Origin of the sequence: Streptomyces sp. NPDC059256 (assembly GCF_042753785.1) — a bacterium.
Classification (GTDB): Bacteria; Actinomycetota; Actinomycetes; order Streptomycetales; family Streptomycetaceae; genus Streptomyces.
In genome coordinates this window covers 123,690-137,274 of sequence record NZ_JBHYZO010000002.1, presented here as the reverse complement: position 1 = coordinate 137,274, position 13,585 = coordinate 123,690, and the positions used below count along the sequence as shown (strand labels likewise).

At 67.8% G+C, this 13,585-nt stretch carries 14 protein-coding genes; 9 read left to right on the top strand and 5 right to left on the bottom strand.

What is annotated here, in order from left to right; all coding sequences use genetic code 11:
• The first annotated feature begins 11 nt into the window (after nucleotides 1-11).
• Entirely contained in the window at nucleotides 12-665 is a 654-nt protein-coding gene (locus ACFXJL_RS05190; RefSeq protein ID WP_384634290.1) for a TetR/AcrR family transcriptional regulator, read from the top strand.
• Here ACFXJL_RS05190 and ACFXJL_RS05185 read toward each other — a convergent pair.
• Nucleotides 622-1,602 (bottom strand): helix-turn-helix domain-containing protein, encoded by a 981-nt coding sequence (locus ACFXJL_RS05185; protein WP_384634293.1) that lies wholly within the window; start codon nucleotides 1,600-1,602, stop codon nucleotides 622-624. The genes ACFXJL_RS05190 and ACFXJL_RS05185 overlap by 44 nt on opposite strands.
• 646 nt (nucleotides 1,603-2,248) lie before the next feature.
• On the opposite strand from ACFXJL_RS05185, the gene ACFXJL_RS05180 reads away from it, so the two are divergent.
• A complete protein-coding gene (locus tag ACFXJL_RS05180) occupies nucleotides 2,249-4,549 on the top strand; it encodes a glycosyl hydrolase family 18 protein (protein ID WP_358881071.1) in 2,301 nt (766 codons plus the stop codon).
• Between the two features lie 161 nt (nucleotides 4,550-4,710).
• Here ACFXJL_RS05180 and ACFXJL_RS05175 read toward each other — a convergent pair whose 3' ends face one another.
• Nucleotides 4,711-5,235 carry a GNAT family N-acetyltransferase gene (locus ACFXJL_RS05175; RefSeq protein ID WP_384689349.1) on the bottom strand — a complete coding sequence of 175 codons (525 nt, stop codon included), beginning with the start codon at nucleotides 5,233-5,235 and terminating at the stop codon, nucleotides 4,711-4,713.
• 192 nt (nucleotides 5,236-5,427) lie between these two features.
• Between ACFXJL_RS05175 and ACFXJL_RS05170 the strand changes: the two genes are divergently transcribed.
• The 4 genes from ACFXJL_RS05170 (at nucleotide 5,428) to ACFXJL_RS05155 (ending at nucleotide 9,021) form a co-directional block, all read left to right on the top strand.
• Nucleotides 5,428-6,153 (top strand): HNH endonuclease family protein, encoded by a 726-nt coding sequence (locus ACFXJL_RS05170; RefSeq protein WP_384634300.1) that lies wholly within the window; start codon nucleotides 5,428-5,430, stop codon nucleotides 6,151-6,153.
• Nucleotides 6,154-6,212: 59 nt separating this feature from the next.
• Nucleotides 6,213-6,488, top strand: coding sequence for a hypothetical protein (locus ACFXJL_RS05165; RefSeq protein WP_329021074.1), 276 nt, complete (start codon nucleotides 6,213-6,215; stop codon nucleotides 6,486-6,488).
• Nucleotides 6,489-6,711: 223 nt separating this feature from the next.
• Nucleotides 6,712-7,317: an HhH-GPD-type base excision DNA repair protein gene (locus ACFXJL_RS05160; RefSeq protein ID WP_384689345.1), complete on the top strand. Its 606-nt coding sequence runs from the start codon at nucleotides 6,712-6,714 to the stop codon at nucleotides 7,315-7,317.
• A 144-nt stretch (nucleotides 7,318-7,461) separates the two neighbouring features.
• Entirely contained in the window at nucleotides 7,462-9,021 is a 1,560-nt protein-coding gene (locus tag ACFXJL_RS05155; protein WP_358881067.1) for a M28 family metallopeptidase, read from the top strand.
• A 75-nt stretch (nucleotides 9,022-9,096) separates the two neighbouring features.
• On the opposite strand, the gene ACFXJL_RS05150 is transcribed toward ACFXJL_RS05155, so the two are convergent.
• Both ACFXJL_RS05150 and ACFXJL_RS05145 read right to left on the bottom strand, forming a co-directional pair.
• The gene (locus ACFXJL_RS05150) at nucleotides 9,097-9,453 is read right to left on the bottom strand and encodes a hypothetical protein (protein WP_384689342.1); all 357 of its coding nucleotides are present in this window, start codon (nucleotides 9,451-9,453) and stop codon (nucleotides 9,097-9,099) included.
• 6 nt (nucleotides 9,454-9,459) lie between these two features.
• The gene (locus ACFXJL_RS05145) at nucleotides 9,460-9,936 is read right to left on the bottom strand and encodes a hypothetical protein (protein ID WP_384689340.1); all 477 of its coding nucleotides are present in this window, start codon (nucleotides 9,934-9,936) and stop codon (nucleotides 9,460-9,462) included.
• Between the two features lie 116 nt (nucleotides 9,937-10,052).
• Between ACFXJL_RS05145 and ACFXJL_RS05140 the strand changes: the two genes are divergently transcribed.
• On the top strand, nucleotides 10,053-10,817 hold the full coding sequence (locus tag ACFXJL_RS05140) for a GntR family transcriptional regulator (protein WP_384690307.1): 765 nt from the start codon (nucleotides 10,053-10,055) through the stop codon (nucleotides 10,815-10,817).
• A gap of 27 nt (nucleotides 10,818-10,844) precedes the next feature.
• Here ACFXJL_RS05140 and ACFXJL_RS05135 read toward each other — a convergent pair whose 3' ends face one another.
• Nucleotides 10,845-12,401: a helicase HerA-like domain-containing protein gene (locus ACFXJL_RS05135; RefSeq protein ID WP_384689337.1), complete on the bottom strand. Its 1,557-nt coding sequence runs from the start codon at nucleotides 12,399-12,401 to the stop codon at nucleotides 10,845-10,847.
• A 97-nt stretch (nucleotides 12,402-12,498) separates the two neighbouring features.
• Here ACFXJL_RS05135 and ACFXJL_RS05130 point away from each other — a divergent pair, with 97 nt between their 5' ends.
• Both ACFXJL_RS05130 and ACFXJL_RS05125 read left to right on the top strand, forming a co-directional pair.
• Entirely contained in the window at nucleotides 12,499-12,795 is a 297-nt protein-coding gene (locus ACFXJL_RS05130) for a type II toxin-antitoxin system VapB family antitoxin (RefSeq protein WP_250921721.1), read from the top strand.
• Between the two features lie 138 nt (nucleotides 12,796-12,933).
• Nucleotides 12,934-13,557 (top strand): LytR C-terminal domain-containing protein, encoded by a 624-nt coding sequence (locus tag ACFXJL_RS05125; protein ID WP_329021060.1) that lies wholly within the window; start codon nucleotides 12,934-12,936, stop codon nucleotides 13,555-13,557.
• Nucleotides 13,558-13,585: the final 28 nt, after the last annotated feature.

Genomic DNA, 13,585 nt, shown 5'->3' with positions numbered 1-13,585 from the left:
GCTCGTTGCCCATGAGCGTGGACAAGGAGCTGAGCCCGCAGCGGCCCGCACCCAGCGGTCCCCGGGCCGAACGCAAGCGGGAGGCCATCGTCAAGGCGGCCCGCGACCTCTTCCTCCGTGAGGGGTTCGGGGTCGGCATGGATGCCATCGCGGCCGAGGCGGGCGTTTCCAAGGTCACCGTCTACAACCACTTCGGGAGCAAGGAAGCCCTGTTCACCGCCGTGGTCGCGGGTGCGCTCGACGAACCCGTACAGCAGGACTCAGCCGCTCCGCTGGCCCGGCTAGCCGATGCGGAAGACCTTCGCCCGGCATTCGTCGATGCCGCCCGGTCCTGGATCGGCGCCGTGCGCAACGACCATGAGTTCGCCGCCCTGCGCGCGCTCGTCGCCGCGGAGCTGCACCGCTTTCCGGAGCTGGGGAGGGCCTGGCACCGCGATACCCCCAGCGGTCATCACCCCGTGGTCGCGAACACCCTCCGGGCGCTCGCCGAGCAGGGAAGGCTCGTCATCCCCGATCTGGAGGTCGCCACGCTCCAGCTGTACGCCCTGCTGGTCCATCCGCACATGGTGTTCGGCCATTACGGCACGGTCATGGACGACGATCTCACCGAGCGACTGCTGATCAGCGGCGTCGATATGTTCCTGGGCCAGTACGCTCCGCACTGATCACCCCGCGCCTGGCGGCCTGAAGACCGGCCTGGAAGCGCGTACGGGCACCCAGTACGTCCATGATCCGCCGCATCCGGCGTTCCACCGTGCGCTGGGCCACTCCCAGTCGACGGGCGATGGCCTGATCCGTCAGGCCCGAGGCGGACAGTGCCAGCAGGCGTTCATCGTCGTAGGAGAGTTCATCGAGCGGGCGATACTCCTGCGGGCCCTGGGGTACCGCGCGTTCCCACAGCAGCGTGTGCAGGGCGACCAGTCCGTCCAGCAGGGTGGACGGCGGGACGACCAGCGCATCGCCTGACCGGTCCAGGGCGACGACCGCGATCCGACGGTCCGCGATCACCAGGTTCAAGGGCGCGTCCAGCAGCGCACGACTCTCCTCGCCCCCGTCGGAGCGCACGTCCGCGATGCGGCGATCGTGGATCGTACGTCGGCGGACACCCGCCGCTGCCGGCTCGCACGGTACGGCGTACGGGGGGCGGTCCACGATGAGCAGCTCTTTCCGGGCGGACCGCTGTACCAGGGCCACCTGCTGCGCCACCTGCTCCGACTCGCTGAGCAGCTGTAGGGCGGGCAGGCCGTCGACCTGGTGCCGCGCGGCTGATCGAAACGCGTCGCCGAGCGCGGCGGCCGACAACCTGGCCCGTTCGAGCTCTCCTCGGCGCTGGAGAGCCAGTACCTCGATCGCCGCGTCGGGGGGTGCGGGGCGGAACCGCACCGGGCGGCCGGGAAGCCTGGTCAACAGGCCGCGCTTCTCCAGCGCGCGGGTGCGGCGGCGCACCCGAGCCGCGTCCCAGCCGGTGGCGGTGGCGAGTTCGGCGATGGTGGCACGGGAGCGGGTCAACAACGCCCGGTAGAGCCGCTCCTCGTCCGCGGGAACCCCGAGGGCGGCCAGCAGTCGATCCGGAACGCCGACGATGTCCGCGCTGCCCGTCACTGCGCCTCCTGAGGCTGATGGGGTACTGACGGTAGGGCGGCCACCCATGACAGGTACAGACCTCTGTCGGACCTTGGACGGGTGCGGCGACGGGCTGGTGCGGGTGGGTGCGGGTGGGTGCCGGGTGGGTGTGTGGCCGGGGTGGACGGGGGGCGGCTGGCAGGTGCCGATGGGGCGGGTGGTGAACGGTTCGGTCGGTGAGCGGGCTCGTCGCGAACGGGGTGTCGGGAAGGCGACAGTGGCGGACATCCGGCGTCCGGACCCCTTCCGCTTTGGTCCAGACCAAATACCGTCGAAGTTTGTCATGTACGCCGCGCTGTAGGGCCCCGCCGCCGAATATCCCGCCCCCACACCCCCCACACCCTCCCCCCACCAGTTCGCCCCCCACGGCCCGAACACCCCCCACGTCTCGCCCCCACGAGTCCCCCCCACGGCCCGAACACCCCGTAAGCGCCCGCAAGTCCCTGTCAGTCCAGCCGCAGCCCAGTAACAGGCCCCCGCCCGCACACCCACCGGCCACCCACCCAGCACCGCCCACCAGCGCCTGACAGAGATCAACGGCCGGGGCAGACAGTCGCCCCGGCCTTCAGAACACCCAGCACGGACTGAGCACGGCCACGCACCCCCTACCCCCTCAGGGAGAGCCATGTTCAACCGACGCAAGATCACCCCAAGACGCACCCGGCACAGACTCGTCGCCCTCCTCGCCGTACTCCTCCTCCCGCTCGCCACCCTGACCGGCCTGGCCTCCCCCGCCCAGGCAGCGGGCACGCTCACCGCGAGCTTCACCACGCAGAACCACGGCTCCTGGTGGCGTGGTTCGCTCGTCATCAGCAACAGCGCGCCCACCCCCGTCACCGGCTGGACGCTGGCCTTCGACCTGCCTCCTGGGACCACGCTCGGCGGCCACTACCACGGTGACGCGACCGTCAGCGGCAACCGGGTGACCGTCAAGAACGCCTACTACAACGCCACCGTCCCGGCCAACGGCACCACCGAGCCTTGGAGTTACTGGTTCCTGGCCACCGGCCCCGTCTTCACCCCGACCAACTGCACGGTCAACGGGGACAAGTGCGATGGCACGCCGGATGTGCCGCCGGGTCTGCCCGGCCAGCCGCAAGCGACGACGGTGACCGCCCGCACCGTCTCGCTGAGCTGGGCTCCCTCGCCCGCCGGCGACTATCCGGTCGCCTCGTACGACGTGTTCAACGGCAGCACCGTGGTGGCGACGACGGCCGGGCTGAGCGCCACCGTGAGGGGTCTGACCCCGGCGACCAGTTACACCTTCACCGTCCGGGCCAAGGACAGCCGCGGCAATGTGAGCGCAACGGGCCCACCGCGGACCGTGCAGACCGTCGATCCGGCCAGTGATCCGGTTCCGCCGACCGCACCCGGAAACCTCCGTTCCACCGGCAAGAGCGCATCCACCGTGGCCCTGGCCTGGAACGCATCGACCGACAATGTGGCCGTGGCCGCGTACGACGTGTTCCAGGGAACCACCCTGGTCGCCACGGTGGCCACGACCTCGACGACCGTGACCGGACTGTCGCCGGCCACCGCGTACACCTTCACCGTCAAGGCGAGGGACACCGCGGACAACTCGTCGCCCGCCTCCAACGCGCTCCCCGCCACCACGGACGACGTGGCCGGCCCCGGCAACTACTACAAGGTCGGCTACTTCATCCAATGGGGTCTCTACGGCCGCCAGTACTTCATCAAGAACCTCGACACCTCGGGGGCCGCGGCAAAGCTCGACGTCATCAACTACGCCTTCGAGAACGTGGACCCGGTGAACCTCACCTGCCAGGCGGGAGTCACCAAGGGCATCTCCGGCAACCCGCAGGACCCGAACGAGGGCACCGGCGCGGGTGACGCGGACGCGGACTACGGCCGTCCCATCTCCGCCGCACAGTCCGTCGACGGGGTCGCCGACGACGGTTGGGGCAAGCTCCGCGGCAACTTCAACCAGATCAAGAAGCTCAAGGCCAAGCACCCGCACCTGAAGTTCGTGGTGTCGCTCGGCGGCTGGACCTTCTCCAAGTACTTCGCTGACGCGGCGGCCACCCCGGCGTCCCGGGAGAAGTTCGTCAAGTCCTGCATCGACGTCTGGATCAAGGGCAATCTGCCCGTCTACAACGGCGCTGGCGGTCCCGGGACCGGCGCAGGCGTCTTCGACGGCATCGACATCGACTGGGAGTGGCCCGGCTCCGAGGGCCACGCGGGCAACCACTGGGGGCCGGCCGACAAGAACAATCTGACGGCGCTGCTCGCCGAGTTCCGTACGCAGTTGGACGCGCTCGGCGGCGAACACAAACTCCTGACCGCCTTCACCCCCGCCGACCCCGCCAAGATCGAGGCCGGCTGGGACATCTCCAAGATCTTCAACTATCTGGACTTCGCCAATGTCCAGGGGTACGACTTCCACGGCGCGGGCAGTGACAACTCCTGGGAGCCCCTGCGCGCCGGGCACCAGGCCAATCTCCGCCGCGATGCCCAGGACCCGTACACCTTCGACTTCAGCGTGGAGAAGGCGATCCAGACCTATCTCGACGCCGGAGTGCACCCAAGGAAGTTGACGATCGGCTTCCCGTTCTACGGGAGGGGCTGGAAGGAGGTCGCGAGCGGTCCCGCCGGCACCAACGGCGAGTGGCAGAGCGCGAACGGCGCGGCACCCGGGCAGTTCCCGGAAGAGGCCGGGACCAGGGGTTACCACAACCTGATCAGCAGCTTCCCGAGCATGACCGTCTACCACGACGAACAGTCCATCTCCACCTACGGCTACACCGGCCCCGGTGGGCAGTGGTGGAGCTTCGACGACGCCTGGTCCATCGGCAAGAAGGCCGAGTGGGTCAGATCGAAGGGGCTGCTGGGGGCGATGGTGTGGGAGATGTCCGGAGACACACCCAGCGGTACGTTGATGAACGCCCTGCACACGGGGCTGCCTTAGAAGGGCCCGGTGTCGATCGGCTCAGCAACCGAACGACTGAACGACTGAAAGAATGAACGACTGAGCAGTTGACCGGGTGTGGGGGCGGCGAGTCGGTGGCCGCCCCCACACCTGTGTTCCTGAGACTCGCCGGCGTCAGGGAGTGAGGGCATGTCAGGGGCTCAGGGCGTCTCCCAGTGGGCATCGACGAACCCCAGCGCCCGGTTCATTGCGATCGCGCGGGTGTTGGCCGGGTGGTGGACGGTGCGAACCGTGTGGACACCGTGCAGCCGGGCGAAGTCAAGACCGAAGGTCTTCATGGCGATGGAGAGGCCCCTGCGCCGGTGGGGCGCTGCCACGCCCGTCATCTCGTTGAACACGAACCGCCCGTGGTGGGAGGTAGCCGCCATCCCGATCCAGGTGTCTCCGTCGAGGGCGATCACCACCCCCCGCGGGTCGAAGGAGGCCACTTCCAGCCGCTGCTTGACGTACTCCTCGTACGAGTAGAACTCGCCCCGGCCCGGTATGTCGGCAGAGCATTCCCTGTTCAACTCGTACAGCGTCCGGCGGTGCTCCGGCGTATCCCCCAACTCGGCCAAGGTGGTCAGAACGAGACCCTCCTTCCGGCACTTCTCCACCTGTCTGTTGAAGCGTTCCCTATCGAAAGCACGCACGTCGAGTTCGAGTCGCACCCACTGCTGGACCATGCATTGCCTCCGTCTTGCCCTGATCGCTTCACCGCCATCCTCCTGGGCGCGAACGACAAGGGCAACGAGGTCCCCTCGACGGCTCGATGGAATCGACAACGGGATGATGCGGTGGGGGAGAAGTCCGCTCATATGGGTGGAGTACATGCGGACAAGCCCGGCAGATGGGTGCGGGCCAGCAATCTCTCAGTCATGACCCATCACCTTGGACGCGTCCTCGCCGTACTGGCTCTGGCCGTCATCCCCATCGTCCCCGGAATTCCCGTCATCTCGGGGGTCCCTGGAATTCCCGGAACCCCTTCGGTGCTCGCTCAACCCGCTTTTGCCGCTGCCGCGGAGGTGGCACAACTGGAAGATGCCATCTCGATCATTCCGACCGAGGACGAGAACCGCGCCGGATATCACCCCAGTTCCTTTCGGCACTGGAACAAGGGCAGAGACACCGCGGACGGTTGTGCCACCCGGGAGGAGGTGCTGATCGCAGAGGCGGTCGAGGCGCCGGAGGTCGGCGCAGGCTGCAAGCTGACCGGAGGCCGCTGGGTCTCGTACTACGACGAGCAGTCGGTGACCAAGCTGGCCAGCCTGGAGGTCGACCACGTCGTGCCGCTCGCGGAGGCTTGGGGCTCGGGTGCATCCGCCTGGACCGCGCAACGCCGGGAGGCGTTCGCCAACGACCAGGGCGCCCCGGGCACGTTGGCCGCGGTCACGGTCCGTAGCAAGCGCGAGAAGGCGGATCAGGATCTCACCGGCTGGCTCCCGGCCGCCCCCTCTCAGCAGTGCCGGTACATCGGCGACTGGGTGGCCACCAAGCTCCGCTGGGGGCTCACGACCGACAAGGCGGAACTCGAAGTGCTGAAGCTGTTCGCGGACGGGCCGTGCGAGACCATCGTCATCTACTACACACGAGTGCCGGAGTAACCCACATGGGGGAATGATCTGCTGAATGGCGCGGCAGCCGTGACCATCCGGTCGGTTTCGTGGATACACCGTTCGTCGACGTACACAACGAACAGGTGGACGAAACGGACATGAAGGTCAAATTCCCCCTTACGGTGCTGGGCGCGACGGTTCTGGCATCGGTACTCCCGGTAACCGCGGCAATGGCCGACGAGACCAACATCGACTCCCACAACGGCCCTCGGATCTCGGTCATCCACATCGGACAGATCGATGACCCGATGGAAGACGTGCTGGAACACGCCACGATCTTCGGCACCAACGACGTCCTGGACACCACGCACGTCCTCAACTGAGACCCGGCGGGCGATCGTCACATTCCGTATCCGCGTCGGCGAGCAGAGGTGCTCCGCCGGCGCGGTTTCGTCTGCCCGGGCCCGGGCCGTGCACATCCATCCCCGGTCCCTGTGCTGCTCGGAACCCCTCGATCGCGGAGAGTGACTCCCAGGGTGGAGGGGCACTCCCCCGCCCGCGCCCGGTTCACTGGCGGGCTCGCCGCGGCCGGGTGATCATCGAGCTATGAGTCCCAACGGTCCCACCATCCACCTCGCCCAGCAGCCCGAAGCCGATGAGCTGCTCGCGCGCAGTCCGCTGGCCGCACTCGTCGGGATGCTGCTCGACCAGCAGGTCCCCATGGAGTGGGCGTTCTCGGGCCCGTACACGATCGCCGGCCGGCTGGGCGGCGATGACCTCGACGCGGCCGAGATCGCCGCGTACGACCCCGATGCGTTCGCCGAACTGCTGAAGCAGAAGCCCGCCGTCCACCGCTACCCGGGCAGCATGGCCAAGCGGGTGCAGGTGCTGTGTCAGCACCTCGTGGACGAGTACGACGGCGAGGCGAGCGCCGTGTGGCAGGGCGTCGACAGCGGCGCCGAACTCCTGGCCCGCCTCAAGGCGCTGCCCGGCTTCGGCGAGCAGAAGGCCAAGATCTTTCTCGCTCTGCTGGGCAAGCAGTACGGGGTCCAGCCCAAGGGGTGGCGTGAAGCTGCCGGCGTATATGGCGAAAAGAACTCCTTTCGCTCGGCGGCGGATATTACGGGACCAGAATCACTGGCCAAGGTGCGCGCCCACAAACAGGAAATGAAGCAGGCCGCGAAAGAGGCGAAATCCGCCAAGGGTGGCTGACATTGGGTGTTTTGACGGCCGCCGCCGCAGCTCATCCGATGGCAATGAGATGAAATTCGGCGTGAGTTGGGGCACAGGCATTCCCAGATCCCCGGCATTGTCGCTAGCTTCCCTTCGACCCAGTCCATTCCGGGAAGGAACTCTGTGAAGGCATCCCGTCGCAGAGCCGTGGCCACCCTGGCCGCCGCCACACTCGCGACCCCGCTCCTGCTGGCATCTGCCTCCCCCTCTGCCGCCGATCGCCAGGACCCGGGCGGGCAGGCGGCGCAGAAGGCCGCGAAGCTGGCAAAGAAGTTGGTGGCCAAATCGGACGTCGACGACGCCCATGACCACCTGGAGAAATTCCAGCAGATAGCCGACACGACCGGCGGCCACCGGGCCGCGGGCACGCTCGGTTATGACGCTTCCGCCGCGTATGTCTACCAGCAGTTGAAGAAGTACGGCGGCTATGACGTCCGGTACGAGTCTTTCGACTTCATCTACACCGAAACCCTCGCCGAGAAGCTCTCGGTCGTCACGCCCACGCCGCGTGACATAGCCATCAAGGCCATGACGTACACCAAGTCCACCGCGGTGGGCGGCGTCAAGGCCGATCTGGCTGCCGTTCCTGCGGACGCGACCACCGGTTGCGAGGCCACCGACTACGCATCCGGGACCTTCACCGGCAAGATCGCGCTGATCAAGCGCGGTGGCTGCACCTTCGCCGAGAAGCAGGCGGCGGCAGCGGTGGCGGGCGCCACCGGAGCGATCATCTACAACAACACCGCGGGCGCACTCGGAGGCACCCTCAGCGATCTGGCCTCCGCCAAGATCCCCACGGGTGGAGTCACCCAGGCCGAGGGCGAGAAGCTGGTCGCAGACCTCGCCGCCGGGCCGGTGAACGTCTCCTTCGAGATCCGTCAGCTCCAGCAGAAGCGCACCACGAACAACGTCATCGCGGAGACCCGCACCGGCAACGCGGCCAACACCGTGATGCTCGGCTCGCACCTCGACTCCGTGATCGAGGGCCCCGGCATCAACGACAACGGCTCCGGTTCCGCCGGTCTGCTGGAGGTCGCCGAACAGCTGGCCAAGGCGGAGAAGCGGCCCACCAACAAGATTCGCTTCGCCTGGTGGGGCGCGGAGGAGAGCGGCCTGCTCGGCTCGAAGGCGTACGTCGCCGGCTTGAGCTCCCTCGGCAAGAAGGAGATCAAGCTCTATCTGAACTTCGACATGATCGCCTCGCCGAACTACGGGCTGTTCGTGTACGACGGCGACAACTCCGACGGTGTCGGAGCCGGCCCCGGGCCTGAGGGCTCGGCGCAGCTGGAGCGCGACATCAACGAGTTCCTCGACAAGCGCGGCACCCCGCACGAGGGAACCGACTTCAGCGGTCGTTCGGACTACGGCCCGTTCATCGAGGTCGGCATCCCGTCCGGTGGCACCTTCACCGGTGCTGAGGGCATCAAGTCCGCGGCTCAGGCAGCGAAGTTCGGTGGTACGGCCGGTGTGGCCTACGACCCGAACTACCACGCCAAGGGCGACGACATCAACAACATCAGCCTGAAGGCGTTCAAGGTCAACATCGGCATCATCGCCAATGCGGTGGGCACCTACGCCCATGACCTGAGCTCCCTGCGGAAGCCCGTCGTCTCGGTCCCGACCGAGCCCGGCACCGGTAGCGGTGGCGGACTGCACGACGGCCACGAGGACGTCATCGAGTAGCCTCACCCGCTGATACGTTCCGGCTCCGCCCGACGCATGACGTGCGCCGTGCGGAGCCGGAGTGCGTTCGGGCCCTCATCCACCGGGGCGCCACTGCGGGTGAGTGAGGTCGAACCCCAGGCCGACCAGGGCGGCCGTCCGCAGACGTTCCCGTACGACCGGGAGCTGAAGGGTGGTCTCGGCCCGGGCATAGGGCCGTACGAGCGCGCTGTCCTCGCCGCGGAGCAGCGCTTGCCGTTCCCTTACGTGCGGCGGTGGCGGGGTGGGCCAGGCGATGGTCGCCCGCGCCAGATGGAGGCTGCCGCGGTGGGTCCTGGTGGGCCCGGCGGCCGGCGGGACCTCGCGATGACGTCCGCTGCCCCGCAGTAGGTGCATGGTCCGGGCGAGCACCCGAGTGATGACGGTGAAGACCCGGGTGATGGCGTTGAGCATGGATGGCTACGGCCCTTCCGTGTCGGCGTGGTTACTCAGGGGGGCGATCTTCTTGACCGCGCGCTCGCGCTGTAGAAGGCCCCAGCTGTCCTTCGGATGCTCGTCGAGCGGGAGCAGCCGCCCCTTCTCTCGACAGCGCGGGCAGGCGTACAGGGTCCTGCCGGGACCGGAGTTGGCGTGCTCGATCGCCACCGCGACGGCGTTGTCGGTGCACTCGTCACACCCTGCGCAGTGATCGTTCGTCCGTCCCACGGGTTTCCCCTCGGTGATTTCCGCCCAAATTGCGCTGCTTTCTTCGGTGCGGACATGGCCGTAGCGGTCAGCTGCTGCGAGAGCGACGAGGATCGCGGTCCGAGCTGTGGGGCTCAGCACGTCCGGTACGTCCGCCTCGATGCGTACGCCGTGTTCGGTCGTTTCGATCCGCGGCCGGTTGCCGGTGGTGGCCGCGATCATGCTGGCCAGTGCTGCGACCCGCGCGTGCATAGGGAACAAGCCCCCTCTCGGTGAGCATGTGATCACCCTCGGTAAAGCTGAATATTCAGCTTCAACCTGATGGGTTAGCTTTGTCAATGTCGACGAACAACCCCGGAGTGGCCCATATGCCTCGTGAGACGCCGTACTTGCAGGTGGCCGACGCTCTGCGCGTCCGCATCAAGGCGGGTGAGTGGGCGGTCGGCGACAAGTTGCCGTCCAGGGCCAGGTTCGCCGAGGAGTACGGGGTCGGTCAGAGCGTTGCGCAGCGCGCCATGGAGCGGCTCATCATCGAAGGGCTTCTCGAAGGCCGCGCAGGTTCGGGCACCTATGTCCGGCGCCCGCGCGAACGGCTGCGGATGGTTCGTTCTCGCCACCGGGAACGCCGTGGTGGTTCGCCGTTCCGCGCAGACATGCGCGAGCACGGTCGCGCCGGTGGTTGGGAATCCCGGAGCGAGGCCCGCACACCGGCACCGGATCACATTGCGGAGCGCCTGGCGATCGACCCTGGTGAGCCGTGCGTCCTCACCCGGTACGAGTTCTTGGCCGATGGACTGCCCGTTCAGCTGTCCGAGTCGTGGGAGCCCATGGCGATCACGGGTGACACCCCGATCGTGCTGCCTGAGATGGGCCCGCTCGCTGGTGCCGGAGTGGTGGATCGGATGCGGTCCATCGGGGTCGACGTCGAGACGGCGGTCGAAGTACCGCGCCCTGCCCGCGCAACACAGGAGCAGGCGAATCTGCTGGGCATCTCCGTGGGCGACCTGATCACGATCATCGAGCGCACCTACTACGACGCTCAGGGCCGTCCGGTGGAGACCGCGGACGTCGTGGTCGCCGATGTGCGGTGGGAGATCGCGTACGAGATCGCCATCGAGCAGCCCGACGACTGAGCGAACCGGCTCAGCGCCGGCCGGCGGTCATCGCCGCTTGCGCGATGTTCCGAACAGCGAACGGGTGATCTCGCGTCCCAGCTGGGTCCCCACCGAGCGGGCGAGTGAGCGGAACACTCCGCTCCCCACCACCTGTTCCACCAGGGAGTCATCGCTCCGTGGCGTCCCCTTCGCCTTCGGTGCGGCCCTTCCTTCTGCCTCCGCGGCCGGGGACTCGACCGGCGCTGCCTCGGCCGTGTCCGCTGTCAGCTTCTCGTACGCGGACTCCCGGTCGATCGCCTCCGCGTACCGCTCGTACGACGGCGACGACTTCACCGCCGACTCCAGCGCCGCCGCGTCGATCGGCCCCATCAGGGACCGGGGCGCCCGCAGCCGGGTCGCTGCCACCGGGGTCGGTGCGCCACGGTCGCTCAGCACCGTGATCACCGCCTCGCCCGTACCGAGCCCGGTGAGCACCTCCTCCAGGTCGTACGGGGACTTGGGGAAGGTCCGTACGGTCGCCTTGAGCGCCTTGGCGTCCTCGGGGGTGAAGGCCCGCAGGGCGTGCTGCACCCGGTTGCCGAGTTGTGCCAGCACATCGGACGGCACGTCCTTGGGCGTCTGGGTCACCAGGAAGACCCCGACGCCCTTCGAGCGGATCAGTCGCACGGTCTGGGTGATGGACTCCAAGAACGCCTTGCTGGCCCCTGTGAACAGCAGGTGCGCCTCGTCGAGGAAGAAGACCAGCTTGGGCTTCTCCGCGTCCCCGACCTCCGGCAGATCGTGGAAGAGGTCGGCGAGCAGCCACATCAGGAAGGTCGAGAACAGCTGCGGCTTGTCGCGTACGGCAGCCAGTTCCAGTACGGAGACCAGCCCGCGGCCGTCCGGTGCCGTGCGCAGGAACTCGGCCGTGTCGAACTCCGGCTCCCCGAAGAAGTCCCCCGCCCCCTGTTGTTCGAACGCCGTGAGCGAGCGGAGGATCACCCCTGCCGTGGCCGTGGAGAGCCCGCCGATCGTCTTCAACTCGGCCTTGCCCGCATCGGACACCAGGAAGGCGGCCACCGCCCGGAGGTCCTTGAGGTCCACCAGTTCGAGGCCCTTGGCGTCGGCGTAGTGGAAGATCAGGCCCAGCGACTGCTCCTGAGTGTGGTTCAGCTGGAGCACCTTCGACAGCAGCACCGGGCCGAAGCTGGTGACCGTCGCCCGCAGCGGGATGCCGGGTCCGATGCCACCGAGGGCGTAGAACTCGGTGGGGAAGCCCTCCGCAGTCCAGGTCTGGCCGACCTGTTCGGCGCGCTCCCGCACCCGGTCGTCCGCCGTGCCGGGCGCGGAGATCCCGGAGACGTCCCCCTTGATGTCGGCGAGGAAGACCGGGACCCCGTTCGCCGACAACTGCTCGGCGAGCAACTGGAGCGTCTTCGTCTTGCCGGTACCGGTGGCTCCGGCGACCAGGCCGTGGCGGTTGAGCATGGCGAGCGGAAGGCGAATGGGAGCCTCGGGCAAGCACTTTCCCTCCCAGAGAAGTGCGCCCAGATCGAGTGCCGCACCATCGAAGGAGTACCCAGAGGCGATGTTCTGCACGGGTTGCGCCGTACTCTCGGCCATAAGGGACCCCTGATTCTCCAGCGTTGGGCGTTTTGCCCAGGATCGCACTCGGCTGTCATGGCTGCGCCCGGAGCCGCTTGCCCGGTAGGCTTTCCGTGTGATCTTCAAGCGCATCGGAAACGGCCGGCCTTATCCCGACCATGGCCGGGAAAGCACCCGGGCATGGGCGGACGTCGCGCCGCGCCCGGTCCGCCTCGACCAGCTCGTCACCACCAAGGGGCAGCTGGATCTCGAAACGCTCCTCGCCGAGGACTCCACGTTCTACGGCGACCTCTTCGCGCACGTCGTGAAGTGGCAGGGCGACCTCTATCTGGAGGACGGTCTGCACCGTGCCGTGCGGGCGGCGCTCCAGCAGCGCCAGGTCCTGCACGCCAGGGTGCTTGAGCTGGGCTGAGCGGGCCCTTCCTGGCCTCGGCCCGAATGCCTCCCCGACAGTCGCCGATGACCCTTTCGGGGTTTTTCAGAGGCCGTACGGACGCAAACGGTTGATCGTTTTGTAGGCTTGGACGCCGGGTCGCATTACGCTGCGCCCATGAGCATGCTGACTCCTCCCGGCATGGGTGGAAAGTACCGCATCACGGGCGATCGATATCCCCGGATGCGACGGCCCCGCAATCGCCGCAGGATCGTGGTGGCCGCGATTGCCGCTGTGGTCGCCCTCGGGCTGGCCGGCTGGGGAACGGTCCAGCTCATCGATGTGTTCAGCGGTGACGGCGAGACGACGACCGCCGGACGCAAGACGGACTGCAAGCCCGTCCCCGGGGCTTCGGCACAACCCGTGGTGATGCTCAGACCGGCGCAGATCACGGTCAACGTCTACAACGCCACACCGCGAGGCGGTTTGGCCAAGACGGCGGCCGATGAGCTGAAGGCGCGGGGCTTCACGATCGGCAAGGTCGGCAACGCGACAGCGGCGTACGACAAGAAGGTGCCGAGCGCGGGTCTGCTGTTGGGTTCCCCCACCGCGGTCAAGGGCTCGTTCCAGGTGCTCGGCACCCAGGTGAAGGGCACCACGAGCAAGACCGATGCGCGCAAGACCGCCGATGTGGATCTGATCCTCGGCACCGCGTTCACCACGCTCGCACCGAAGCCGGCGGCGGACGCCGCACTCGCCGCGCTGGCCAAGCCGGCCCCCGTACCGTCCGGGAAGTGCTGACGGGACGGCCCGCTGCGACGAGGACACC

Excerpts from the sequence above, each read along its gene's own strand:
- ACFXJL_RS05190 (WP_384634290.1), top strand. The coding sequence starts at position 12 with ATGAGCGTGGACAAGGAGCTGAGCCCGCAGCGGCCCGCACCCAGCGGT.
- ACFXJL_RS05180 (WP_358881071.1), top strand. The coding sequence starts at position 2,249 with ATGTTCAACCGACGCAAGATCACCCCAAGACGCACCCGGCACAGACTC.
- ACFXJL_RS05175 (WP_384689349.1), bottom strand. The coding sequence starts at position 5,235 with ATGGTCCAGCAGTGGGTGCGACTCGAACTCGACGTGCGTGCTTTCGAT.
- ACFXJL_RS05170 (WP_384634300.1), top strand. The coding sequence starts at position 5,428 with ATGACCCATCACCTTGGACGCGTCCTCGCCGTACTGGCTCTGGCCGTC.
- ACFXJL_RS05160 (WP_384689345.1), top strand. The coding sequence starts at position 6,712 with ATGAGTCCCAACGGTCCCACCATCCACCTCGCCCAGCAGCCCGAAGCC.
- ACFXJL_RS05150 (WP_384689342.1), bottom strand. The coding sequence starts at position 9,453 with ATGCTCAACGCCATCACCCGGGTCTTCACCGTCATCACTCGGGTGCTC.
- ACFXJL_RS05145 (WP_384689340.1), bottom strand. The coding sequence starts at position 9,936 with ATGCACGCGCGGGTCGCAGCACTGGCCAGCATGATCGCGGCCACCACC.
- ACFXJL_RS05140 (WP_384690307.1), top strand. The coding sequence starts at position 10,053 with ATGCCTCGTGAGACGCCGTACTTGCAGGTGGCCGACGCTCTGCGCGTC.
- ACFXJL_RS05135 (WP_384689337.1), bottom strand. The coding sequence starts at position 12,401 with ATGGCCGAGAGTACGGCGCAACCCGTGCAGAACATCGCCTCTGGGTAC.
- ACFXJL_RS05125 (WP_329021060.1), top strand. The coding sequence starts at position 12,934 with ATGAGCATGCTGACTCCTCCCGGCATGGGTGGAAAGTACCGCATCACG.